Source organism: Methylopila jiangsuensis, assembly GCF_027922305.1.
Lineage (GTDB): Bacteria > Pseudomonadota > Alphaproteobacteria > Rhizobiales > Methylopilaceae > Methylopila > Methylopila jiangsuensis.
Genome location: NZ_BSFK01000005.1, coordinates 295,115 through 315,475, shown reverse-complemented (window position 1 = coordinate 315,475; position 20,361 = coordinate 295,115). Strand labels below are relative to the sequence as shown.

Annotated in this window: 22 protein-coding genes; 16 read left to right on the top strand and 6 right to left on the bottom strand. The window is 70.6% G+C overall.

The genetic code is table 11. From position 1 onward, the window contains the following. Positions 1–11: 11 nt before the first annotated feature. Positions 12–692: a DUF599 domain-containing protein gene (locus tag PKE85_RS03005; RefSeq protein WP_271203304.1), complete on the top strand. Its 681-nt coding sequence runs from the start codon at positions 12–14 to the stop codon at positions 690–692. On the opposite strand, the gene cimA is transcribed toward PKE85_RS03005, so the two are convergent. Beyond that, positions 680–2,290 (bottom strand): citramalate synthase, encoded by a 1,611-nt coding sequence (cimA, locus tag PKE85_RS03000; RefSeq protein ID WP_271203303.1) that lies wholly within the window; start codon positions 2,288–2,290, stop codon positions 680–682. The genes PKE85_RS03005 and cimA overlap by 13 nt on opposite strands. Position 2,291: 1 nt before the next feature. Then, positions 2,292–3,683, bottom strand: coding sequence for a cysteine--tRNA ligase (gene cysS, locus PKE85_RS02995; RefSeq protein ID WP_428981305.1), 1,392 nt, complete (start codon positions 3,681–3,683; stop codon positions 2,292–2,294). A gap of 342 nt (positions 3,684–4,025) precedes the next feature. Here cysS and pqqA point away from each other — a divergent pair, with 342 nt between their 5' ends. From pqqA to trpD, 8 genes are all read left to right on the top strand, one after another. Continuing rightward, the gene (gene pqqA, locus PKE85_RS17675; RefSeq protein WP_128776471.1) at positions 4,026–4,106 is read left to right on the top strand and encodes a pyrroloquinoline quinone precursor peptide PqqA; all 81 of its coding nucleotides are present in this window, start codon (positions 4,026–4,028) and stop codon (positions 4,104–4,106) included. A gap of 57 nt (positions 4,107–4,163) precedes the next feature. Continuing rightward, positions 4,164–5,108, top strand: coding sequence for a pyrroloquinoline quinone biosynthesis protein PqqB (pqqB, locus tag PKE85_RS02990; protein ID WP_271204065.1), 945 nt, complete (start codon positions 4,164–4,166; stop codon positions 5,106–5,108). A 23-nt stretch (positions 5,109–5,131) separates the two neighbouring features. After that, a complete protein-coding gene (gene pqqC, locus PKE85_RS02985; RefSeq protein ID WP_271203301.1) occupies positions 5,132–5,887 on the top strand; it encodes a pyrroloquinoline-quinone synthase PqqC in 756 nt (251 codons plus the stop codon). Further along, entirely contained in the window at positions 5,884–6,165 is a 282-nt protein-coding gene (gene pqqD / locus PKE85_RS02980) for a pyrroloquinoline quinone biosynthesis peptide chaperone PqqD (protein ID WP_271203300.1), read from the top strand. The genes pqqC and pqqD overlap by 4 nt, the downstream gene beginning before the upstream one ends. A 204-nt stretch (positions 6,166–6,369) precedes the next feature. Further along, positions 6,370–7,545 (top strand): pyrroloquinoline quinone biosynthesis protein PqqE, encoded by a 1,176-nt coding sequence (gene pqqE / locus PKE85_RS02975; protein WP_271204064.1) that lies wholly within the window; start codon positions 6,370–6,372, stop codon positions 7,543–7,545. 163 nt (positions 7,546–7,708) lie between these two features. Next, the gene (locus PKE85_RS02970) at positions 7,709–8,887 is read left to right on the top strand and encodes a DUF2865 domain-containing protein (protein ID WP_271203299.1); all 1,179 of its coding nucleotides are present in this window, start codon (positions 7,709–7,711) and stop codon (positions 8,885–8,887) included. Positions 8,888–8,953: 66 nt separating this feature from the next. Further along, positions 8,954–9,571, top strand: a complete 618-nt coding sequence (locus tag PKE85_RS02965; RefSeq protein WP_271203298.1) for an anthranilate synthase component II — start codon at positions 8,954–8,956, stop codon at positions 9,569–9,571. Between the two features lie 17 nt (positions 9,572–9,588). Then, positions 9,589–10,605 (top strand): anthranilate phosphoribosyltransferase, encoded by a 1,017-nt coding sequence (trpD, locus tag PKE85_RS02960; RefSeq protein ID WP_271203297.1) that lies wholly within the window; start codon positions 9,589–9,591, stop codon positions 10,603–10,605. A 4-nt stretch (positions 10,606–10,609) separates the two neighbouring features. Here trpD and PKE85_RS02955 read toward each other — a convergent pair whose 3' ends face one another. Then, entirely contained in the window at positions 10,610–11,242 is a 633-nt protein-coding gene (locus tag PKE85_RS02955) for a LysE family translocator (RefSeq protein ID WP_271203296.1), read from the bottom strand. Positions 11,243–11,379: 137 nt separating this feature from the next. On the opposite strand from PKE85_RS02955, the gene trpC reads away from it, so the two are divergent. The 5 genes from trpC to PKE85_RS02930 are packed head-to-tail and all read left to right on the top strand — an operon-like array spanning position 11,380 to position 14,866. Continuing rightward, complete coding sequence (gene trpC, locus PKE85_RS02950) at positions 11,380–12,186, top strand: indole-3-glycerol phosphate synthase TrpC (RefSeq protein ID WP_271203295.1); 807 nt, start codon at positions 11,380–11,382, stop codon at positions 12,184–12,186. A gap of 16 nt (positions 12,187–12,202) precedes the next feature. Next, on the top strand, positions 12,203–12,781 hold the full coding sequence (locus PKE85_RS02945) for a DUF1003 domain-containing protein (RefSeq protein WP_271203294.1): 579 nt from the start codon (positions 12,203–12,205) through the stop codon (positions 12,779–12,781). Then, positions 12,768–13,130: a hypothetical protein gene (locus PKE85_RS02940; protein ID WP_271203293.1), complete on the top strand. Its 363-nt coding sequence runs from the start codon at positions 12,768–12,770 to the stop codon at positions 13,128–13,130. Before PKE85_RS02945 ends, PKE85_RS02940 begins: the two co-directional genes overlap by 14 nt. Before the next feature lie 15 nt (positions 13,131–13,145). Continuing rightward, the gene (gene moaC, locus PKE85_RS02935; RefSeq protein ID WP_271203292.1) at positions 13,146–13,649 is read left to right on the top strand and encodes a cyclic pyranopterin monophosphate synthase MoaC; all 504 of its coding nucleotides are present in this window, start codon (positions 13,146–13,148) and stop codon (positions 13,647–13,649) included. After that, positions 13,646–14,866: a molybdopterin molybdotransferase MoeA gene (locus PKE85_RS02930; RefSeq protein ID WP_271203291.1), complete on the top strand. Its 1,221-nt coding sequence runs from the start codon at positions 13,646–13,648 to the stop codon at positions 14,864–14,866. The genes moaC and PKE85_RS02930 overlap by 4 nt, the downstream gene beginning before the upstream one ends. 10 nt (positions 14,867–14,876) lie before the next feature. Here the strand turns inward: PKE85_RS02930 and PKE85_RS02925 are convergent, their stop codons facing one another. Beyond that, positions 14,877–15,902, bottom strand: coding sequence for a YihY/virulence factor BrkB family protein (locus PKE85_RS02925; protein WP_428981323.1), 1,026 nt, complete (start codon positions 15,900–15,902; stop codon positions 14,877–14,879). Positions 15,903–16,095: 193 nt separating this feature from the next. Between PKE85_RS02925 and PKE85_RS02920 the strand changes: the two genes are divergently transcribed. After that, entirely contained in the window at positions 16,096–16,287 is a 192-nt protein-coding gene (locus tag PKE85_RS02920; RefSeq protein ID WP_271203289.1) for a hypothetical protein, read from the top strand. Between the two features lie 148 nt (positions 16,288–16,435). Here PKE85_RS02920 and aspS read toward each other — a convergent pair whose 3' ends face one another. Next, positions 16,436–18,208 (bottom strand): aspartate--tRNA ligase, encoded by a 1,773-nt coding sequence (gene aspS, locus PKE85_RS02915; protein ID WP_271204063.1) that lies wholly within the window; start codon positions 18,206–18,208, stop codon positions 16,436–16,438. Between the two features lie 548 nt (positions 18,209–18,756). Between aspS and rnd the strand changes: the two genes are divergently transcribed. After that, the gene (rnd, locus tag PKE85_RS02910; protein WP_271203288.1) at positions 18,757–19,983 is read left to right on the top strand and encodes a ribonuclease D; all 1,227 of its coding nucleotides are present in this window, start codon (positions 18,757–18,759) and stop codon (positions 19,981–19,983) included. 12 nt (positions 19,984–19,995) lie between these two features. Here rnd and PKE85_RS02905 read toward each other — a convergent pair whose 3' ends face one another. Next, complete coding sequence (locus tag PKE85_RS02905) at positions 19,996–20,349, bottom strand: hypothetical protein (protein WP_271203287.1); 354 nt, start codon at positions 20,347–20,349, stop codon at positions 19,996–19,998. Positions 20,350–20,361 lie beyond the last annotated feature (12 nt).

Sequence of the window (20,361 nt, the reverse complement as noted above, 5' to 3'; positions counted from 1 at the left end):
GACATCCGCCGATGAACTCGCTCTACGACCTCTCCAACCTGATCGCGATCGGCTACTTCCTGCTGGTCTGGTTCGGGCACTTCGCCTGGTCGGAGCACTCGCCCGCGAGCCTCAATTCGGTGATGGAGCTCCGGCGGCGCGACTGGATGCGGCGCATGGCGGCGCGGGAAAACCGCATGCCCGACGCCATCGCCATGCAGGGGCTCCAGAACGGCTCCGCCTTCTTCGCCTCCACCACGCTGATCGCCATCGGCGGCGCCTTCGCGGCGCTGGGCGCGAGCGGCGAGGCGATCGAGGTGTTCTCCTATCTGCCGCTCGGCATCGCCATGACCCGCGAGGTCTATGACGTGAAGGTGCTGGGGATGGCGGCGATCCTGGTCTACGCCTTCTTCAAGTTCGTGTGGTCCTACAGGCTGTTCAACTACGGCTCGATCCTCGTGGTCTGCACGCCGCCGCGGGAGGAAAAGGACCTGCCCGAGATGGCGGTGGCGATCGAACGCGCCGCGCGCATGAACATCGAGGCCGGCCGCCACTTCAACCGGGGCCTGCGCGGCGTGTTCTTCTCGCTCGCCTATCTCGGCTGGTTCGCCAGCCCCTGGGCGCTGATGGCGACCACCACCGTGGTCACCATCATCCTGCACCGCCGCCAGTTCGACTCGAAGCCGCTGGAGGCGGCGAGCTACGACGGCTGACCCTCGGCCGGCGCGCCGGCCTTCAGCAGCTTGTAGACCATGCTGTCCACCAGCGCCTGGAACGAGGCGTCGATGATGTTGGGCGAGACGCCCACCGTGGTCCAGCTTTCGCCGTCGGCGTCGGTGGACTCGATCAGCACCCGCGTCACCGCCTCGGTGCCGCCGTTCAGGATGCGCACCTTGTAGTCCGTGAGCTTCAGGTCCGCGATGTACGGCTGATAGCGCCCGAGGTCCTTCCGCAGGGCGAGATCGAGCGCGTTGACGGGGCCGATGCCCTCGGCCGCGCTCATCAGCGTGTCGCCGTCGACCCGGACCTTCGCCACCGCCTCCGACGCGGTGACCCGTTCGCCCAGCGAATTGTGGCGCCGCTCCACCATCACCCGGAAGCTCTCCACGGCGAAGAAGTCCGGCACGCGGCCCAGCGCCCGCTTGGCGAGCAGCGCGAACGAGGCCTCGGCGCCCTCGTAGGAATAACCCTGCGCCTCGCGCGCCTTCACCTCGGCGAGCAGGGCGTCCAGCCGTGGGTCGGCCTTGTCCGCCTCGACGCCGATGCGGGCGAGCTCCGCCAGCAGGTTGGACTTGCCGCCCTGGTCGGAGACCAGCAGCCGGCGCCGGTTGCCGACGGCGGCCGGGTCCACATGCTCGTAGGTGCGCGGGTCTTTCAGGATGGCGGAGGCGTGGATGCCGGCCTTGGTGGCGAAGGCGTTGGCGCCGACGTAAGGCGCGTAGCGGTTCGAGGGTCGGTTCAGCAGCTCGTCGAACGCCCGCGACAGCTGGGTCAGCGACGCCAGCCCCGCGTCGGTCACGCCGATCTCGAACCGCTCGGCGAGGTCCGGCTTCAGCTTCAGCGTCGGGATCAGCGTGGTGAGGTTGGCGTTGCCGCAGCGCTCGCCGAGCCCGTTCAGCGTGCCCTGAATCTGCCGGACGCCGGCGAGGACCGCCGCGAGCGAGTTCGCCACCGCAAGCCCCATGTCGTCATGGGCGTGGATGCCAAGATGGTCGCCGGGAACGGCGTGGGCCGCCTCCGCCACGATCTCCGTCACCTCATGCGGCAGCGTCCCGCCATTGGTGTCGCACAGCACCACCCAGCGCGCCCCCGCCTCGTAGGCCGCATGGGCGCAGGCGAGCGCGTAAGCCGGATTGGCCTTGAAGCCGTCGAAGAAATGCTCGCAGTCGATCATGGCCTCGCGGCCCGCGGCCACCGCCGCGCGCACGGTCTCGCGGATCTGCCGCAGGTTCTCGTCCAGCGACACGCCGAGCGCGTGGGTGACGTGGAAATCCCAGGTCTTGGCCACGAAGCAGCAGGCGTCGGCCTCGGCCGCCAGCACCCCGCGCAGGCCCGGATCGTTGTCCGCCGAGCGCCCGGCCCGCTTGGTCATGCCGAAGGCGGTGAAGCGCGCCCGCTCGGTGCGTTTCTCGGCGAAGAACTCGGTGTCGGTGGGATTGGCGCCCGGATAGCCGCCTTCCACATAGTCGACGCCCAGCCGGTCGAGCAGCCGCGCCACCACGATCTTGTCGTGCAGCGTGAAGTCGACGCCTGCGGTCTGCGCGCCGTCGCGCAGCGTGGTGTCGAACAGATGGACGCGCGCCCGGCTCATCTCACGACACGGCTTCCCAGCTGGTGCCCGACGGCCCGTCGCGCAGCGCGACGCCGGCGGCGAGCAGTTCGTCCCGGATGCGGTCCGCCTCGGCGAAGTCGCGCGCCTTGCGGGCGGCGAGCCGGGCGTCGATCAGGCGCTCGATCGCCTCCACCGGCAGCGCCGCCTGCGGCGCATGGGCGGCGCGCCAGTCCGCGAAGACCTCCGGCCGGAAGCCGAGGAAGCCCAGCGTGCCGGCCAAGGCCTTGCGGGCGCCTTCCGCGCGCAGCTTGTGGATCTCGGCGATCATGCGCGGGGTGTTCAGGTCGTCCGCCAGAGCCTCCAGCACCCCCGGCGCGGGCCGCGGCTCCGCCTCGGAGGCCGCCGCCTCGAACCAGCCGGCCAGCGTCTTCTCCGCCTCCTGCAGCCCCTTCAGCGTCCAGTTGATCGGCTGGCGGTAATGGGCGGCGAACATGGCGAGCCGCGCCACGTCGCCCGGCCAGTCGGCCAGCACCTCGCGGATGGTGACGAAGTTGCCGAGCGACTTCGACATCTTTTCCCCCTCCACCTGAAGGAAGCCGTTGTGCATCCACACATTGGCCATGCGCTCCTCGCCGAAGCAGCAGGTGGACTGGGCGATCTCGTTCTCATGGTGGGGAAACACCAGATCGATGCCGCCGCCGTGGATGTCGAACACCTCGCCCAGAATCGCCGCCGACATGGCCGAGCATTCGATGTGCCAGCCGGGGCGGCCGGCGCCCCAGGGGCTGTCCCAGGCGGGTTCGCCGTCCCTGGACGGCTTCCACAGCACGAAATCCATCGGGCCGCGCTTGTAGGGCGCGACCTCGACCCGCGCGCCCGCCTGCATCTCGTCCAGCGAGCGGCGCGCCAGACGGCCATAGGCCGGCATGGAGGCCACGTCGAACAGCACATGGCCTTCCGCCGCGTAGGCGTGGCCGCGCGCGATCAGGCGCTCGATCACCTTGATCATGTCGAGGTCGTCGCCGCCCCGGCAGATGAAGTCCGTGGCGCGCGGCTCCTCGGTGGGACGCAGCGTCCCAAGCTCCGCCACGTCCTCGTGGAAGCCGCGGGCGGTCTCTTCGGTGAGCTGGCGGATGGTGATTCCGCGCTCGGCGGCGCGGGCGTTGATCTTGTCGTCCACGTCCGTGAGGTTGCGGGCGTAGACCACATGCTCCGGGCCGTAGACGTGGCGCAGCAGCCGGAACAGCAGATCGAAGACGATGACGGGGCGCGCGTTGCCGATGTGCGCGCGGTCGTAGACCGTCGGCCCGCACACATACATGCGCACCCGGTCCGGATCGATCGGCGCGAACTCGTCCTTCGCGTGGGTCAGGGAATTGTAGAACCTGAGCGCGGTCACGCCCGTCTCCTCTGCCTTGGCGGGCCGGGACATCGCTCTTCTGTGGAACGATTTCTAGAAAAACAGCAGCCGTCCCGATCGCCGTGCAACAGCGGACAGGGGCGGCTGGACAACGATTTATGTGACGGCCCGCGCGGCGCGGGACAATGGGCAAGGGCGCTCCCGCCGTCAAGACGCGGCTCCTTCCGCGCCCGCGCGGCCTCGGCTTTCGGGCGATTATAAGACAATCGTGAGAATCTTGAACCGCATTACCAAGATTTAAGGCGCGGCGCGCTGGCGCCCCCTCACCCGAACCGCTATCTTCCATCGTGCGCCGAAGATGAACCCAACTTCGTCTTTGAGAGCGCAAGCATAGGAAACCCTCAGGAGGCTATCATGGCCATTTGGACCGCCCCGATCGTTGAAGAGACCCCCGTCGGCCTCGAAGTCACGTCCTACAGCCCGGCTGAGCTCTGAGCTGAGACGTGGTTAATCCGGGAACGATCGACGAAGCGTTAGGTTAAAGCCATGGCGTTGCGCACGGTCGTTCTCGGTTCCGCCGCCGGCGGCGGCTATCCCCAGTGGAATTGCCGCTGTTCGGTGTGCGCGCTGGCCTGGGAGGGCGACCCGCGGGTCAAACGGCGGACGCAGTCGTCCATCGCGGTCGAGACCGGCCAAGGTCTGTGGACCCTGTTCAACGCCTCCCCCGACCTGCGCTCCCAGATTCTCGCCACGCCGCAGATCCAGCCGACCGGCCTGCGCGAGACGCCGATCCGCTCCGTGGCGCTGACCAACGGCGACGTGGACCATGTGGACGGGCTGATCACCCTGCGCGAGCGCTCGCCGCTCACGCTGTACGGCACGCCGGAAATCCTCGGCATCGTCGACGCCAACCCGGTCTATGGCGTGCTCGCCAGGGACATGGTGGCGAAGTCCTCCGTCACGCTCGGCGCGCCGTTCGCCATCGACGAGGCGACGGTGGAGTTCTTCGGGGTGCCGGGCAAGGTGCCGCTCTATCTCGAGACCGAGAGCCTCGTGATCGGCGACGTGGGCGGCGAGACCGTCGGCGTCGACATCCGCCGGGGCGGATCGCGCCTCGTCTACATTCCCGGCTGCGCCGTGGTGAACGACGACGTGCTGGCCCGCGTGGACGGCGCCGACGCCCTGCTGTTCGACGGAACGGTGTTCGAGGACGACGAGATGCGCAAGGCCGGCGTCGGCGTGAAGACCGGCCGCCGCATGGGCCACGTCCCCATGTCGGGCGACGGCGGCTCTCTGGACGCATTCAAAGGTGTGAAGGTCGGTCGGAAGATCTATATTCACATCAACAACACCAATCCGGTCCTGATCTCCGGCTCGCCCGAGCGGCGCGCCGTCGAGGCGGCGGGATGGGAGGTTTCGGAGGACGGCATGGAGATCGCGCTGGGCGGCTCCACCGGACGCCGGATCGAAGCGGACCGCGGGTCAACCGCGGCCTGACACTCGCGGAGGACGTTTGCGCCATGCCTGCTGATCTTCTTTCGGCTTCGGAGCTTGAGGCGCGCCTGCGCGACGTGGGCGCGCGGCGGTATCACAGCCTGCATCCGTTCCAGATCCGCCTGCAGTCCGGCCAGTGCTCCCGCACCGAGGTCGAGGCCTGGGCGCTGAACCGCTATCTCTATCAGGCCTGCATTCCCCAGAAGGACGCGCACATTCTGGCGCGGATGGAGAACGCGGACGACCGCCGCGCCTGGCGCCAGCGCATCGTCGACCATGACGGCGAGCACGAGGGCGAGGGCGGCATCGCCAAGTGGCTGAAGCTGACCGACGATCTCGGCCTCGACCGCGCGACCGTGACCTCCGGCCGGCTGGCCCTGCCCGCCACCAAATTCGCGGTGACGTCCTATCTCTGCTTCGTGCGCGACCGGCCGCTGACGGAAGCCGTGGCGTCCTCGCTGACCGAGCTGTTCTCGCCGTCGGTGATCAAGGTCCGCTCCGAGGGCATGCTGGCGAACTACGACTACGTCACGCCCGAGACGCTGGCCTATTTCAACAAGCGCCCGGTGCAGGCCAAGCGCGACAGCGACTTCGCCCTCGCCTACGTGACCGAGCACGCGAAAACCCGCGCCGAGCAGGACGCGGTGATCGCGGCGCTGGAATTCAAGTGCTCCATGCTCTGGACCATGCTGGACGCGCTGGAGCACGGCTACATCTACGCCAAGCCGTGGCCGGACGCGTTCCACGCCGAGGACGGCGCGGCGAAACAGGCCGCCGAATGACCGAGGTGTCCTCGGACCATGTGCCGAAACTTCCGCGCGGCGTGCGTCTTCGCCGCGACGAGGTGCGCAACGAGTGGCTGCTGCTCGCTCCCGAGCGCGTGCTGAAGCCGAACCCGATCGCGGTCGCCGTGCTCGAACGCTGCGACGGCGTCCGCAGCGTGGCGCAGATCGTGGATGATCTCGCCACGGCCTACGCCGCCCCGGCGGAGCAGATCGAGGCCGACGTGAAGGTCATGCTGGCCGATCTCGCCGACAAGCGGGTGCTGGATCTGGGCTGAGCCGCGAGACGCGGCGTTCGGCCCCTGAAGACGCCGTAAAAGGCGCGGCCGAACCGGCGGAAAGGCATGGGCGTCGACCGGAAGCGGCGCTCGATGGCTTCCGCGCAAGGCCCGATGACGGGCCTGTCCTTACCGGACAGGCCCGAGGCGCGACCGGCGACAATCGCCGGCGCCGCCCAGGAGGAGGAACGCGAAATGAACGACATGACCGTTCCCAACGCCGCCACGGCCACCCGCGTGCCGCCGCCGGCGCCGCTCGGCATGCTGGCGGAGCTGACGCATCGCTGCCCCCTGTCCTGCCCCTATTGCTCGAACCCGGTCGATCTGGACAAGCGCTCCACCGAGCTCGACACCGAGACCTGGAAGCGCGTGTTCTCCGAAGCCGCCGCCATGGGCGTGCTGCACCTGCATCTGTCCGGCGGCGAGCCCACGGCCCGGAAGGACATCGTGGAGCTGACCGCGCACGCGGTGAAGGTCGGGCTCTACACCAACCTGATCACCTCCGGCATCGGCGTCACCCGCGAGAAGCTGCAGGAGCTGGCGGACGCCGGCCTCGACCACGTCCAGCTCTCGATCCAGGACGCGCTGCCCGACAACGCCGACCGCATCGCCGGCCTCAAGGGCGCGCACGAGAAGAAGCGCGTGCTCGCCGCCCATGTGCTGGACCTCGGCCTGCCGCTGACCATCAACGCCGTGATCCACCGCGCCAACATCGAGAACATCGAGGCGCTGGTGAACATGGCGCTGGAGTTCGGCGCCCGCCGGGTGGAGGTGGCCCACTCGCAATATTACGGCTGGGCGCTGGAAAACCGGAACATGCTCATGCCCACGCGCGAGCAGGTGATGAAAGCGGCCGAGACGGTGGAGCGCCTGCGCGAGCAGCTTCAGGGCAAGCTCGTCATCGACGCGGTGGTGCCGGACTATTACGCTCGCCGCCCGAAGCCCTGCGTCGGCGGCTGGGGCAAGCAGTCGCTCAACGTCACGCCCCAGGGCAAGGTGCTGCCCTGCCACGCGGCCGAGACCATCACGCATCTCCAGTTCGACTACGTCACCGAAAAGAGCCTGTCGGAGATCTGGACCAACGGCTCGGCCTTCGAGGCCTATCGCGGCACGAGCTGGATGAAGGAGCCCTGCACCTCCTGCCCGCGCAAGGAGATCGACTTCGGCGGCTGCCGTTGCCAGGCGCTCGCCATCACCGGCGATCCGGCCAACGCGGACCCGGCCTGCTCGCTGTCGCCGTTCCACGCCAAGATCACGTCGCTGGCGCTGAAGGCGGCGCAGTCCGGCCGCGACAAATACGTCTACCGCTCGTTCGGCGGCGTGGAAGGCCGGCCGAAGGTGCAGATCACGCGCTCCAACTCGGCGCCGAGCGCCGGCTGATCCGGCCGCGGCGCGCGGTCGCCCCGGCGGCGTCGCGAACGCCGCCGGCCGGCCCGTCCTCACGCTCGTCACAATCGCGGGCCTCTGTGCGGAACGACTCCAAAGCGGTATGGATCGGACGAGGCGGTGCGGCTTCTCCGACGAGTCGCCGGAAAGGATGCGCATGAGGTCGAGAATCGTAACGCTCGCGGCGGCGGCGCTGTCGCTTGTCCTGACGATCGGCGACGCGCGCGCGCAGCAGGGTTCCGACCAGTGCCTCCGCCTCGAGGCCCAGCTCGTCGCGCTCGACCGCGGCGGCGCGCGCCGCGTCGACCCGCGCCAGATCGAGCGCGACGCCAACCGGCAGGAGTACGAGCTCGGCCGCACCCGCGCCTACGCCCGTGGTCTTGGCTGCGGCCGCGGCTTCCTGTTCTCCTCGCCCCCGCCCGAATGCGGCGATCTCGAACGGCGCATGCGGCAGATGGAGGCCAATCTCGACCGGCTGCGCTCCCAGGCGGCGCAGGCCGCCCAGAGCGGCGGCGGCGATCCGCGCCGGCGCGAGCTGCTGTTCGCCCTCGCCCGCAACCAGTGCGGCCCGCAATACCGCCTCGTGGAGCGCCGCGTGGAGCGCCCGCAGCAGCAGGAGCGGCGCGGCTTCTTCTCCATGCTGTTCGGCGGCGGCCGCGACGACGCGCCGCCCCAGCAGGAGACCATCGTCGAGCCGGAGATGGACCCCCAGAGCACGCCGCGGGTCTCCACCTTCCGCACGGTGTGCGTGCGCGCCTGCGACGGCTTCTTCTTCCCGATCTCGTACCAGACCACCCGCAACGCCTTCCAGCGCGACGAGGCGATCTGCCAGGCCACCTGCCCCGGCTCCGAGGCGAAGCTCTACGCCTATCCCAACCCTGGCGGGCAGATGGAGCAGGCCGCGAGCGTGGACGGAGAGCCCTACGCCAAGCTCGAGAACGCCTTCCGCTACCGCAAGGAGTTCGTGGCCGGCTGCTCCTGCAAGCCGGAAGGCATGAGCTGGGCCGAGGCGCTGGCCGGCGTCGAGGACAAGACGGTCAAGAAGGGCGACATCGTCGTGGACGAGCAGAAGGCGCAGGAGATGTCCCGCGCTCCGGGCGCCGCCGGCGCCTCGAACCGCCCGTCGTCGGAAGCCCGCGCGCCCCGTCCGCAGCCGGCGGCCCGGCCCGCCGACAGCGAGCCCTTCGCCACCGGGACGCCCGCCCGCGCCCCCCGCGCCCGCGACGACGTCATCATCATGGACGACGGCCCGATCCCGCGCGGCGGCGACGTGCAGCGCCGGCCGCTCGACGGACCGGCGGTGGAGCGCGCGCCGGGCGCCCCGCCCGAGGACTGACCGCCCGTCCCCGCGCTTGACGCCGCCGCCCGCGTTGCGTTCAGTGCCGGCCCGGAGAGAGCCGACATGACCGCCGTCACACTGATCGACAACTACGACAGCTTCACCTGGAACGTGGTGCACGCCATCGGCGCGCTCGGCGCCGAGGTCACCGTGCGCCGCAACGACAAGGTGTCGGTGGACGAGGTGCTGGCGTCGAAACCCGACGCGATCGTGATCTCGCCCGGCCCCTGCACCCCGCACGAGGCCGGCATCTCCTGCGACCTGATCGCCCGCGCGGCGGAGACCACCCCGATTCTCGGCGTCTGCCTCGGCCATCAGGCCATCGGCGAAGTGTTCGGCGGCGTGGTGGAGCGGGCGCCGACGCCGGTTCACGGCAAGGTGGCCCGCATTCTCCACACCGGGCGCGGCCTGTTCCGGGGCGTCAACGGCCCGCTCAACGTCACCCGCTACCACTCGCTGGTGGTGCGGCGGCAGGGCCTGCCCGAGGCGCTGGAGGTGACGGCCGAGACCGAGGACGGCCTGATCATGGCGCTGTCGCACAGGACGCTGCCGGTCCACGGCGTGCAGTTCCATCCCGAAAGCATCGCCTCCGAGCAGGGCGCGACGCTGTTCGGCAACTTCCTCGACGCCGCCCGCGCCTGGAACGCCGCGCGCCCGGCGCCGGCCGCCCTCGCCGGCTGAGGGGAGCCCGGAACACCATGGAGAATTTCCGCGCCGTCATCGCGCATGTGGCGGAAGGCCGGCCGCTGTCGCGGACCGGAGCCGAGGCCGCGTTCGACCACATCATGTCCGGCGAGGCCACGCCGGCGCAGATCGGCGCCTTCCTGATGGCGTTGCGCCTGCGCGGCGAGACCGTGGACGAGATCGCCGGCGCGGTTTCGGTGATGCGCGCCAAGATGACGCCCGTGGCGGCGCCCGCGGACGCCGTCGACGTGGTCGGCACCGGCGGCGACGGCGCGGGCTCGGTCAACGTCTCCACCTGCGCCGCCTTCGTGGTCGCGGGCTGCGGCGTCACCGTCGCCAAGCACGGCAACCGGGCGCTGTCGTCCCGCTCCGGCTCCGCGGACGTGCTGAAGGCGCTGGGCGTGAACGTGGACGCCTCCCCCGCCCTCATCGCGCGCTGCATCGAGGAGGCCGGGCTCGGCTTCATGTTCGCGCCCAATCACCACTCCGCCATGCGCCATGTGGGCCCCGCCCGCACGGAGCTCGGGGTGCGCACCATCTTCAATCTGCTGGGGCCGCTGTCCAATCCGGCCGGCGTCCGCCGCCAGATGGTCGGCGTGTTCGCCCGCAAATGGGTGGAGCCGATCGCCCAGGCGCTGCGCGAGCTCGGCTCCGAACGGGCCTGGGTGGTCCACGGCTCCGACGGGCTGGACGAGATCACCACCTCGGGCGTCACTTATGTGGCGGAGCTGAAGGACGGCGAGGTGCGCGGCTTCTCCGTGTCGCCGGAGGACGCCGGCCTGCCCCGCCATGCGCCGGAAGCGCTGAAAGGCGGCGACGCCGAGGCCAACGCCGAGGCGCTGCGCGCGGTGCTGGACGGCGCGAAGGGCGCCTATCGCGACGTGGCGATCCTCAACGCCGCCGCCACGCTGATCGTGGCGGGCCGGGCGGAGACGCTGGCCCAGGGCGCCGAGCTCGCCGCCCACGCCATCGATTCCGGCGGGGCCTATTCGCGCCTCGACGCGCTGGTCCGGGTGTCGAACGGCGGCTGAAGCCTCAGCGCCGGCTCTCGAAGGCCAGCCGCACCGCGAGCGCGCCGAGCGCCAGCCCCATCAGCCAGCGCTGAATCTGCGCGAACAGCGGCCAGCGCTGGAACAGCGCCGCGACCGCGCCCGCGGTGAGAGCGATCGCGGCGTTGACCGCGACGCTGACCGCGATCTGCAGGCTCCCAAGCGCCAGCGTCTGCCCGAGCACGGAGCCCGCCGCGGGATCGACGAACTGCGGCAGCAGCGCGAGATAGAGCATGGCGATCTTGGGGTTGAGCAGGTTGGTCAGCAGCCCCATGGCGAACAGGCGGCCGGCGCTTTCCCGCGGCAGCGCCCGCACCTCGAACGGCGAGGCGCCGCCGGGCCTCAGCGCCCGCCAGGCGAGCCAGCCGAGATAGGCCGCGCCCGCCAATCTCAGCGCGTCATAAGCGTAAGGAACGGCGAGCAGCAGCGCCGTGACGCCGAAGGCGGCCGCCAGCATGTAGGCCACGAAGCCCAGCGCCACGCCGCCGAGCGAGACGAGGCCCGCGCCGGCGCCTTGCGAGATCGAGCGCGAGACCAGATAGATCATGTTCGGGCCGGGGGTCAGCACCATGCCGAGCGACAGCGCGGCGAAGGCGATCAGCGTGGCGGCGGTCGGCACGGGCGCTCTCCGGGACGGAACGGTTGCGGGCGCCGCGGGTTCGGCCCATAGATCGGACGCTCGGCGGTCCGACCGTACACGGACGCAACCGCCGCGCCCCGCCACAAGGCGTGAAGAAACGGATCAAAGGCCGTGATATGACGGACATCCTCGCCCGGATCGAAGCCTACAAGCGCCGCGAGATCGCGGAGGCCCGAGCCGCGCGGCCGCTGGTCGACGTGGTGCGCGCCGCCGAGCGCGCCTCCCCGCCACGCGGGTTCGAGGCCGCCATCCGCCGCCGCCTCACGGCCAGCGGCACGGCGCTGATCGCGGAGATCAAGAAGGCGAGCCCGTCCAAGGGCCTGATCCGGACCGATTTCGATCCGCCGGCGCTGGCCCGCGCCTACGCCGAGGGCGGCGCGACCTGCCTGTCCGTGCTCACCGACGGGCCCTCCTTCCAGGGCGCGCCGGACTATCTGGTGGCCGCGCGGGAGGCGGTGGACCTGCCGGTGATCCGCAAGGACTTCCTCTACGAGCCCTATCAGGTGGCGGAAGCGCGGGCGCTCGGCGCCGACTGCATCCTCGTCATCATGGCCGCCGTCACCGACGCCGAGGCGAAGAGCCTCGTCGGCGCCGCCCGCGATTTCGGCATGGACGCGCTGATCGAGGTGCACGACGGCGACGAGCTGGAGCGCGCCCTGCCGCTGAAAAGCGGGCTGATCGGCGTCAACAACCGCAACCTGCGCACCTTCGAGGTCTCGCTGGAGATGACCGAGCGCCTCGCGCACCGCATCCCCCGGGACCGGGTGCTGGTGGGCGAAAGCGGCGTCTTCACGTCGGACGACGTGGCGCGGCTGGCCTCCTGCGGCTGCCGCACGCTGCTGGTGGGCGAAAGCCTGATGCGGCAGGCGGACGTGGCCGCCGCCACCCGCGCGCTGCTTGCGCCGGCGCCGGCCGCCGCCTGACGCCTGCGGGGGCGCGATGACCGATCACGCGGGCAATCTTCAGAACGGCGCGGCGCGCTGGTTCGGCAAGGCCGTGGAGGCGCTCGACGAGAGCGAGGCCCGGGTCCTGCGCCACGCCAAGACGCGCCGGGTGCTGACGCGCGACCCGAACGAGGCGTTCGACGACGGCATGTCGTTCGGCGAGCGCCTCGCCGACAAGGTGGCGACCTTCGGCGGCTCGTGGACCTTCATCATCCTGTTCTGCGCGCTGCTCGTGCTCTGGACGGCCGCCAACGTCTGGCTGCTGACGCGGCCGTTCGATCCCTACCCGTTCATCTTCCTGAACCTGATGCTGTCCATGCTCGCGGCCCTGCAGGCGCCGGTGATCATGATGAGCCAGAACCGGCAGTCCGCGAAGGACCGCCACAACGCCCAGCTCGACTACGAGGTGAATCTCAAGGCCGAGATCGAGATCATGGCGCTGCACGAGAAACTGGACCGCCTGCGCGATGAGAACATCATGGCCCTGCTCGCCAAGCAGCAGGAGCAGATCACGCTGCTGACCGAGCTTGTCGCGCGCCGGCCGGACGACGGAGGCGCCGTTGGCGCCCGTTGAGGACAGCGCGGCGACGCCCGTGGACCAGCGCGCGGCCGCCATCGAGCCGGTGTTCCGCAACGGCACCATCACCGCCTTCGGCATCACGCTGTCGTTCTCGCTGGGCTTCCTGTCGCAATGGGCGTCGAGCGACGGCGTCTGGCGGCTCTACGACGGGCCGCCGGCCGCGCTCATCATCGTGGGCGCCGCGCTGCAGATCCGGGCGCTGGCGCTGCTGCTGCCGGTCGAAGGCCTGGCCCGGACCGTCTACGATCGCGCCACCCGGCTTTATCTCATCGGCCTGGGGCTCACCGGCGCCGGCGTGTTCGGCGCCGTGGTCGCGGATGTCGCCGCCGCCCTCTTCACCTGAACGCGCAAGGCCCCGATGCCCGACTCCACGTCCACGGCCGCCCTCACCCATCTCTCCGCCTCGGGCGAGGCCAACATGGTGGACGTGGGCGACAAGGACGCCACCCGCCGCGAAGCCGCCGCCGAAGGCCGGGTGATCATGGCCCCCGCCACGCTGGCCCTGATCCTCGCCGGGGACGCCAAGAAGGGCGACGTGCTGGGCACCGCGCGGCTCGCCGGCATCATGGCGGCCAAGCGCACCCACGAGCTCATCCCGCTCTGCCACCAGCTTCTGCTGTCCAAGGTGACGGTGGAGCTCACGCCGGACGCCGCGCTGCCGGGCGTGACGGTGACGGCGACGGCCCGCACCACCGGCCCCACGGGCGTGGAGATGGAGGCGCTGACCGCCGTCGCCGTCGCCTGCCTCACCATCTACGACATGACAAAGGCCGCCGACCGCGGCATGCGCATCGAAGGCGTGCGGCTGGTGGCCAAGTCCGGCGGCCGTTCGGGCGACTTCCACGCGGAGAGCGAAGCGTGAGCGGGCTGCTGCCGGTCGCCGAGGCGCGGGCGCGCATCCTGGCGGGACTGGACGCCCTGCCGGCCGAGACGGTCCCTCTGTCGCAGGCGCTCGGCCGCACGCTCGCAGCCCCGCTCGACGCGCTCCGCACCCAGCCGCCCTGGGACTGCTCGGCCATGGACGGCTATGCGGTCCGCGCCGCCGATGCGACGGCGCCCGGCGCGCGGCTCACGGTGATCGGCGAAGCCGCCGCCGGCCGCGCCTTCGCGGGCGAGGTGGACGCCGGCCAGGCGGCGCGCATCTTCACCGGCGCACCCGTGCCCCGAGGCGCCGACGCGATCCTGCTGCAGGAGGACGTGGATCGGGACGGCGACCTCGTCGTCGCGCGGGAGGCCGCGCAGCTCGGCCGGCACATCCGCGCCGCCGGGCTCGACTTCCGTCACGGCGAGACGCTGCTGCCCGCGGGGCACAGGCTCGGCGCGCGGGATCTGGCGCTTGGCGCGGCGCTCGGCCACGCGGCGCTCACCGTCACACGACGCCCCCGCGTGGCCCTTCTCGCCACCGGCGACGAACTGGTCCCGCCCGGCGCGCCGGTCGGCCCCGACCAGATCGTCGCCTCCAACAGCTTCGCCATCGCCGGCGCGGTCCGCGCGGAAGGCGGCGAGGCGATCGACCTCGGCATCGCCCGCGACGACCGGGCGGACCTCGCCGCCGCTCTGGAGCGCGCCTTCGCCGCGAAGCCGGACATCCTGATCACGCTGGGCGGCGCCTCGGTCGGCGACCACGATCTGGTGCAGCCGACGCTGCTCGAGGCCGGCGTGACGTTCGACTTCTGGAAGATCGCCATGCGGCCGGGCAAGCCCATGATGGCCGGCCGGCGCGGCGCGACGCTCGTGCTGGGGCTGCCGGGCAATCCGGTGTCGTCAATCGTGTGCGCGCTGCTGTTCCTTGCGCCCGCGCTGCGAAAGCTGTCGGGCCGCGCGGAGGCGGCGCCGCGTCCCCGCCCCGCCCGTCTCGGCCGCGACATGCCCGCCAACGACCACCGCGAGGACTATATGCGCGCAGCCCTCCATGTGGGCGACGACGGCGTGACGGTGGCGACCGCCTTCCCGCGGCAGGACTCGTCCATGCTGCGGCCGCTGGCGGAGGCCGAAGGCCTGCTGATCCGCGCGCCCAACGCCCCGGCCGCCAGGGCGGGCGATCCCTGCCTCGTGCTGGAGCTGGCGCATCCGCTGTGAGCGGCGTGGACTAGTCCGCCACCTCGTCCGCCATCCTGGCCCCGCGCGCGCCCAGGGGCCGCGCCGCGCCGGCGGTGGTGTCGATCGCCGTCTGGTGCTCCAGTTCGGCGTTCAGCTCGCCGCCGAGCAGGATGACGATCACCGACATCCAGATCCAGGTCATGAAGCCGATGGCGGCGCCGAGCGAGCCGTAGGTCTCGTTGTAGGTGGCGAGGTTCTCCGCGTACCACGAGAACGCGATCGAGCCGCCGAGCCACAGCGCCGCCGCCAGCAGCGAGCCCGGAACCGCCCAGCGCCATTTGGGCCGGCGACGGCTCGGGCCGAAGCGGTAGAGCAGCGTCAGCGCCAGCATCACGCAGCCGAACAGCACCGGCCAGCGGCTGAGCTTCAGCAGCAGTTCGGCGCTGTGGCCGAGGCCGACGAACTCCAGCGCCACAGGCAGCACCACCACCGCGTTGAAGGCGACCAGCAGGAACAGGATGGCGCCGACGGTGAAGGCCAGCGAGCGCAGGTTCAGCGCGATGAAGGAGCGCTTCTCGCGCTCCTCGTAGACGACGTTCAGCGCGTCGAACAGCGCCTTCACCCCGGCGTTGGCGCTCCACAGCGCGGCGCCCAGACCGAAGGCGAAGGCGAAGCCCAGCGCCCCGTCGCTCTTGGTCACGATCCGCGCCACCTGCTCGCGCACGATGGCGAGGCCCGCCTGGGGCGCCACGTCGGAAAAGGCCGCCAGATGGCCGTCCAGCGTGGCGAGGTCGGCGGTCAGGCCGTAGATCGACACCAGCGCCACGATGGCGGGGAAGATCGCCAGCAGCGCGTAGAAGGTGACGCCGGCCGCCACCGCCAGCAGGCGGTCGTTGGCGATCTCGCCATAGACCCGGAGCGCGATGTCCTTCCAGCCGAGCGGCGGGATCTGGACCGGCGTGTCCGCCTCCCGCCCCCGCGCCCGCTCATCCGGCGTCTCAAGATCGCGCGCGGGCTTCGCCGCCGCCATCCAGCCATAGGCCAGCGCGCCGGCGGCCACGCCCGCCGCGCCCATCAGAACCGCGTCGCCGCCTGTCGTTCGTCGCTCCACGATGTCGCCCCCGCTCGTTGGTCGAAAACCCAACGCCCGCGCGGAAAAAGCGTTTCGTTCGGCGCAGATATTTTACAGAATGAACGTGCGGATGTGTCTTTGGACATACGTTGATGCGCGCCGCTCGCTTAGGTTCGCCGCCTTCAGGGGGGAGCCCATGCCGTTCCACATTCGCTGGACCGAGAACGACCAGCAGAAATCCGCGCACGAGCCGACCGCGCGCGAGGCGCTGAAGCGCGCCGTGGAGGCGGAGGCAGCAGGCCATAGCCACATCATGGTCACGCTGCCGAACGGCGCCGCCCTCACCTCGTTCGAGCTGCGCGCGCTGGCGGACATCGAAGACGAGTGAGCCGCCTCACGGCGAAAGCCCGGCGCGGATCGCTCCGCGGCGGGCGAAGGACGCCGACGGCGGGCGTCGCGTGAGAACAACACGACATCCGCGGTGTGAACGCCGTCATGCCCGCCGGGAACGCGCGGGCATGACGGCCGGCGCCGGCCTACTTCTGCGGCGGATTGAGGCGCAGGTGCAGTTCGCGAAGCTGCTTCGGCGTCGGCGCCGCGGGGGCGCCCATCAGCAGATCCTCGGCGCGCTGGTTCATGGGGAACAGCGAGATCTCGCGCAGGTTCTGCGCGCCGGTCAGCAGCATGACGATGCGGTCCACGCCCGCCGCCATGCCGCCATGGGGCGGCGCGCCGTACTGGAACGCGCGGTACATGCCGCCGAAGCGGTCGATCACGGTCTGCTCGTCATAGCCGGCGAGCTCGAAGGCCTTCACCATGGCCTCGGGCCGGTGGTTGCGGATGCCGCCGGACGCGATCTCGAAGCCGTTGCAGGCGATGTCGTACTGGAACGCCTTGATGGTGAGCGGGTCCTGCCCGGTCAGCGCGTCCATGCCGCCCTGGGGCATGGAGAACGGGTTGTGGGAGAAGTCGACCTTCTTCTCGTCCTCGTTCCACTCGTAGAACGGGAAGTCCACGATCCAGGCCAGCTCAAACCGGTCGTGGTCCACGAGCTTCAGCTCCTCGCCGGCCCGGGTGCGGGCGAGCCCCGCGAACTTCACGAACTTGGCCGGGTCGCCCGCCACGAAGAAGGCGGCGTCGCCCGCGCCGAGGCCGAGCTGCTGGCGGATGGCCTCGGTGCGCTCCGGGCCGATGTTGTTCGCGATCGGCCCGGCGCCCTCCCCGCCGTCGCGCCACATCACATAGCCGAGGCCCGGCTGGCCCTCGCTCTGGGCCCAGGAGTTCATGCGGTCGCAGAAGGCGCGGCTGCCGCCGGTGGGCGCGGGGACGGCCCAGACCTGGTTGCCGGGCGTCTCCAGAATGCGCGAGAACACCTTGAAGCCCGAGCCGCGGAAATGCTCGGACACGTCCTGCATGACGATCGGGTTGCGCAGGTCCGGCTTGTCGGTGCCGTATTTCCGCAGCGACTCCGCGTAGGGGATGCGCGGCCAGTTTTTGGTCACGGGCTTGCCGGCGGCGAAGTCCTCGAACACGCCGGTGATCACCGGCTCCATGGCGGCGAAAATGTCCTCCTGCTCCACGAAGCTCATCTCGAGGTCGAGCTGGTAGAACTCGCCCGGCAGCCGGTCGGCGCGGGGGTCCTCGTCGCGGAAGCAGGGCGCGATCTGGAAGTAGCGGTCGAAGCCGCTCATCATCAGCAGCTGCTTGTACTGCTGCGGCGCCTGCGGCAGGGCGTAGAACATGCCCGGATGGATGCGGCTCGGGACAAGGAAGTCGCGCGCGCCTTCGGGGCTCGACGCGGTGAGGATCGGCGTCTGGAACTCGAAGAAGCCGCCGGCCTTCATCTTGGCGCGCATGGCGTCGATGATGGCGCCGCGGGTCATGATGTTCCGGTGCAGCTTCTCCCGGCGCAGATCGAGGAAGCGATACTTCAGCCGCGTCTCCTCCGGGTACTCCTGATCGCCGAACACCGGCAGCGGCAGGTCCGCCGCCGGGCCCAGCACCTCGATCTCCCGGGCGTAGACCTCGACCTCGCCGGTGGGCAGCTCCGCGTTCTCGGTGCCGGCGGGGCGGGTGCGCACCAGACCGTCGATGCGGATCACCCATTCGGCGCGCACCGTCTCGGCCAGCGCGAAGGCGGGGCTGTCGGGGTCCGCCACCACCTGGGTCAGGCCGTAATGGTCGCGCAGGTCGATGAACAGCACGCCGCCATGGTCGCGCACGCGGTGAACCCAGCCGGAGAGGCGGATGGTCTCGCCCACATGCGCGGACCGGAGTTCGCCGCAGGTGTGGGAGCGGTAGCGGTGCATGGTCACGTCAGAGGTCCCGGATCGTTCGGCGCTGGCCGGAAAAGTCGCGGGACCACGGCATGGGGGCGGCGGCGCTGTCAAGTTTGCTGCAGCGGCTCATGACCGCGCGGCGACAGTTTTCACGCTCTCACCGCTTTTCGGACGGTCGAAGCCATGGCCGACGTGGACGAACCGCGCCGGCCATAGCGAGCCATAGGCCCAGAGATTGCGGTCCAGCAGCAACTCACGCTGACTGCAGGGCTGAAAGGCATATGCTTTCAGCTAGCAGGTGCGCTCCCACCTAACCGGCCCGGCAAAGGAGGTTTGGACGCTCCCTTGGGTGGTGAGTGATCGGTGTGGACCCGAACGCCTCAGAACGTGCGAACACGATACTGAACGCCAAAACTTTATCAACCCCCTCACGCTGACTATTTTTAATGGGAATGGGCTTGGCTGCCTTTTCTCTGCCCCTCGTGCTCACTGCCCTCGCCACCGTCAACCTTACACGGAGGTCGCGCCATCGCCGCCGCAGACTCGCGCGCCCGACTCCGCTATATGCGATGTCCAAGATGATGATCACGACCACCGACGACCTTCGCGCCGCCTGCGCGCGCTTCGCCCACGCCGACTTCGTCACCGTGGACACCGAGTTCCTGCGGGAGACCACCTTCTGGCCGAAGCTCTGCGTGGTGCAGATCGCCGACGCCGAGGGGCCGGTGGTGGTGGACGCGCTGGCGCCTGACATCGACCTCGCGCCCCTCTACGCGCTGATGGCCGATGAGACGGTGCTGAAGGTGTTCCACGCCGGGCGGCAGGACATCGAGATCTTCCACCATCTGGCGGGGCTGGTCCCGGCGCCGGTGTTCGACACCCAGGTGGCGGCCATGGTGCTCGGCTTCGGCGACTCCATCTCCTACGACCAGCTCGTGCAGCGCACGGCGGGGGTGACGCTCGACAAGTCGTCCCGCTTCACGGACTGGAGCCGTCGCCCGCTCTCGGACGAGCAGGTGGAGTACGCCATCGCGGACGTGACCCATCTGCGCACGGTCTACGCCAGGCTGTCGGCGGATCTCGCCAAGCGCGGCCGCGCCGACTGGCTGAGCGAGGAGATGGAGGTGCTCACCTCCCCCGCCACTTACGCCTCCGAGCCGGACGACGCCTGGCGGCGCTTCCGCTCCCGGGTGAAGAAGCCGCGCGATCTGGCCGTGCTGATGGAGGTGGCGGCCTGGCGCGAGCGCGAGGCGCAGGGGCGCGACGTGCCTCGCTCCCGCATCCTGAAGGACGACGCGCTGCTGGAGGTCGCGACCCGCGCGCCCAAGACCGTGGAGGCGCTGGGTTCGCTGCGCGCCTTCCCCCGGGGCTACGAGCGCTCGCGGGCGGGCCAGGAGATTCTCGAGGCGGTGGCGCTCGGGCTCGCGCGCGACCCCGCCGGCCTGCCGCCGCTGGAGCGCGAGCGCGGCGTCTCGCCCATGAGCGGCGCGACGGTGGAGCTTCTGAAGGTGCTGCTGCGGATGATCGCCGAGAAGCACGGCGTCGCCGCCAAGATCATCGCCAGCGTCGAGGATCTGGAGCGCATCGCCGGCGACGACGACGCGGAGGTGGCGGCGCTGAAAGGCTGGCGGCGGGAGCTGTTCGGCGAGAGCGCGCTCAAGCTGAAGGCCGGCACGCTGGCGCTGGCGCTGGAGCGCGGGCGGGTGGTGGCGCTGGAGCGCGACCCGTCCGAGGACGGCCCCCTGCCCGCCCCTCCGCCGCGACGCCGCCGCGGCGGCGGACGAGCGCCGGCTGCGGCGGACTGAGGCGACGGCGGGTCACACCGTCTCGAACGCGAACAGCGCGCCGAGCACCACGAGGCTGCACAGCCCTGTGAGAAAGAACACGTCGGCGACGCGCTCGCAGCGGCGGCTGGCGAGCGGGTTCGTGGGCGCCACGCGGATGGCCCAGTAGGACGTCAGCGCGCTGATCAGGAACAGCACGCCGATCAGCGCGCCGTATTCGTCGACCCGGCTCGCGCCGCTGTCGCGCTCGATGATCTTCACCAGACCCACAAGCGTGGTGCAGACGCCGATCATGGTGCCGGAGTTCGGCAGGATGTCGCGGGCGAGCGCAAGGGCTGCGAGCGCCTTCGCCTTGTCCTCCGGCGACGGGGGCGGCGCGCCGGTCAACGGGCCGCGCGA

What these genes read in the sequence shown, in the direction of transcription:
- PKE85_RS03005 (WP_271203304.1), top strand. Translation starts at nt 12, where the DNA reads ATGAACTCGCTCTACGACCTCTCCAACCTGATCGCGATCGGCTACTTC.
- cimA (WP_271203303.1), bottom strand. Translation starts at nt 2,290, where the DNA reads ATGAGCCGGGCGCGCGTCCATCTGTTCGACACCACGCTGCGCGACGGC.
- cysS (WP_428981305.1), bottom strand. Translation starts at nt 3,683, where the DNA reads ATGTCCCGGCCCGCCAAGGCAGAGGAGACGGGCGTGACCGCGCTCAGG.
- pqqA (WP_128776471.1), top strand. Translation starts at nt 4,026, where the DNA reads ATGGCCATTTGGACCGCCCCGATCGTTGAAGAGACCCCCGTCGGCCTC.
- pqqC (WP_271203301.1), top strand. Translation starts at nt 5,132, where the DNA reads ATGCCTGCTGATCTTCTTTCGGCTTCGGAGCTTGAGGCGCGCCTGCGC.
- pqqD (WP_271203300.1), top strand. Translation starts at nt 5,884, where the DNA reads ATGACCGAGGTGTCCTCGGACCATGTGCCGAAACTTCCGCGCGGCGTG.
- pqqE (WP_271204064.1), top strand. Translation starts at nt 6,370, where the DNA reads ATGACCGTTCCCAACGCCGCCACGGCCACCCGCGTGCCGCCGCCGGCG.
- PKE85_RS02970 (WP_271203299.1), top strand. Translation starts at nt 7,709, where the DNA reads ATGAGGTCGAGAATCGTAACGCTCGCGGCGGCGGCGCTGTCGCTTGTC.
- PKE85_RS02965 (WP_271203298.1), top strand. Translation starts at nt 8,954, where the DNA reads ATGACCGCCGTCACACTGATCGACAACTACGACAGCTTCACCTGGAAC.
- trpD (WP_271203297.1), top strand. Translation starts at nt 9,589, where the DNA reads ATGGAGAATTTCCGCGCCGTCATCGCGCATGTGGCGGAAGGCCGGCCG.
- trpC (WP_271203295.1), top strand. Translation starts at nt 11,380, where the DNA reads ATGACGGACATCCTCGCCCGGATCGAAGCCTACAAGCGCCGCGAGATC.
- PKE85_RS02945 (WP_271203294.1), top strand. Translation starts at nt 12,203, where the DNA reads ATGACCGATCACGCGGGCAATCTTCAGAACGGCGCGGCGCGCTGGTTC.
- moaC (WP_271203292.1), top strand. Translation starts at nt 13,146, where the DNA reads ATGCCCGACTCCACGTCCACGGCCGCCCTCACCCATCTCTCCGCCTCG.
- PKE85_RS02925 (WP_428981323.1), bottom strand. Translation starts at nt 15,902, where the DNA reads ATGGGCGCGGCGGGCGTGGCCGCCGGCGCGCTGGCCTATGGCTGGATG.
- PKE85_RS02920 (WP_271203289.1), top strand. Translation starts at nt 16,096, where the DNA reads ATGCCGTTCCACATTCGCTGGACCGAGAACGACCAGCAGAAATCCGCG.
- aspS (WP_271204063.1), bottom strand. Translation starts at nt 18,208, where the DNA reads ATGCACCGCTACCGCTCCCACACCTGCGGCGAACTCCGGTCCGCGCAT.
- rnd (WP_271203288.1), top strand. Translation starts at nt 18,757, where the DNA reads ATGATGATCACGACCACCGACGACCTTCGCGCCGCCTGCGCGCGCTTC.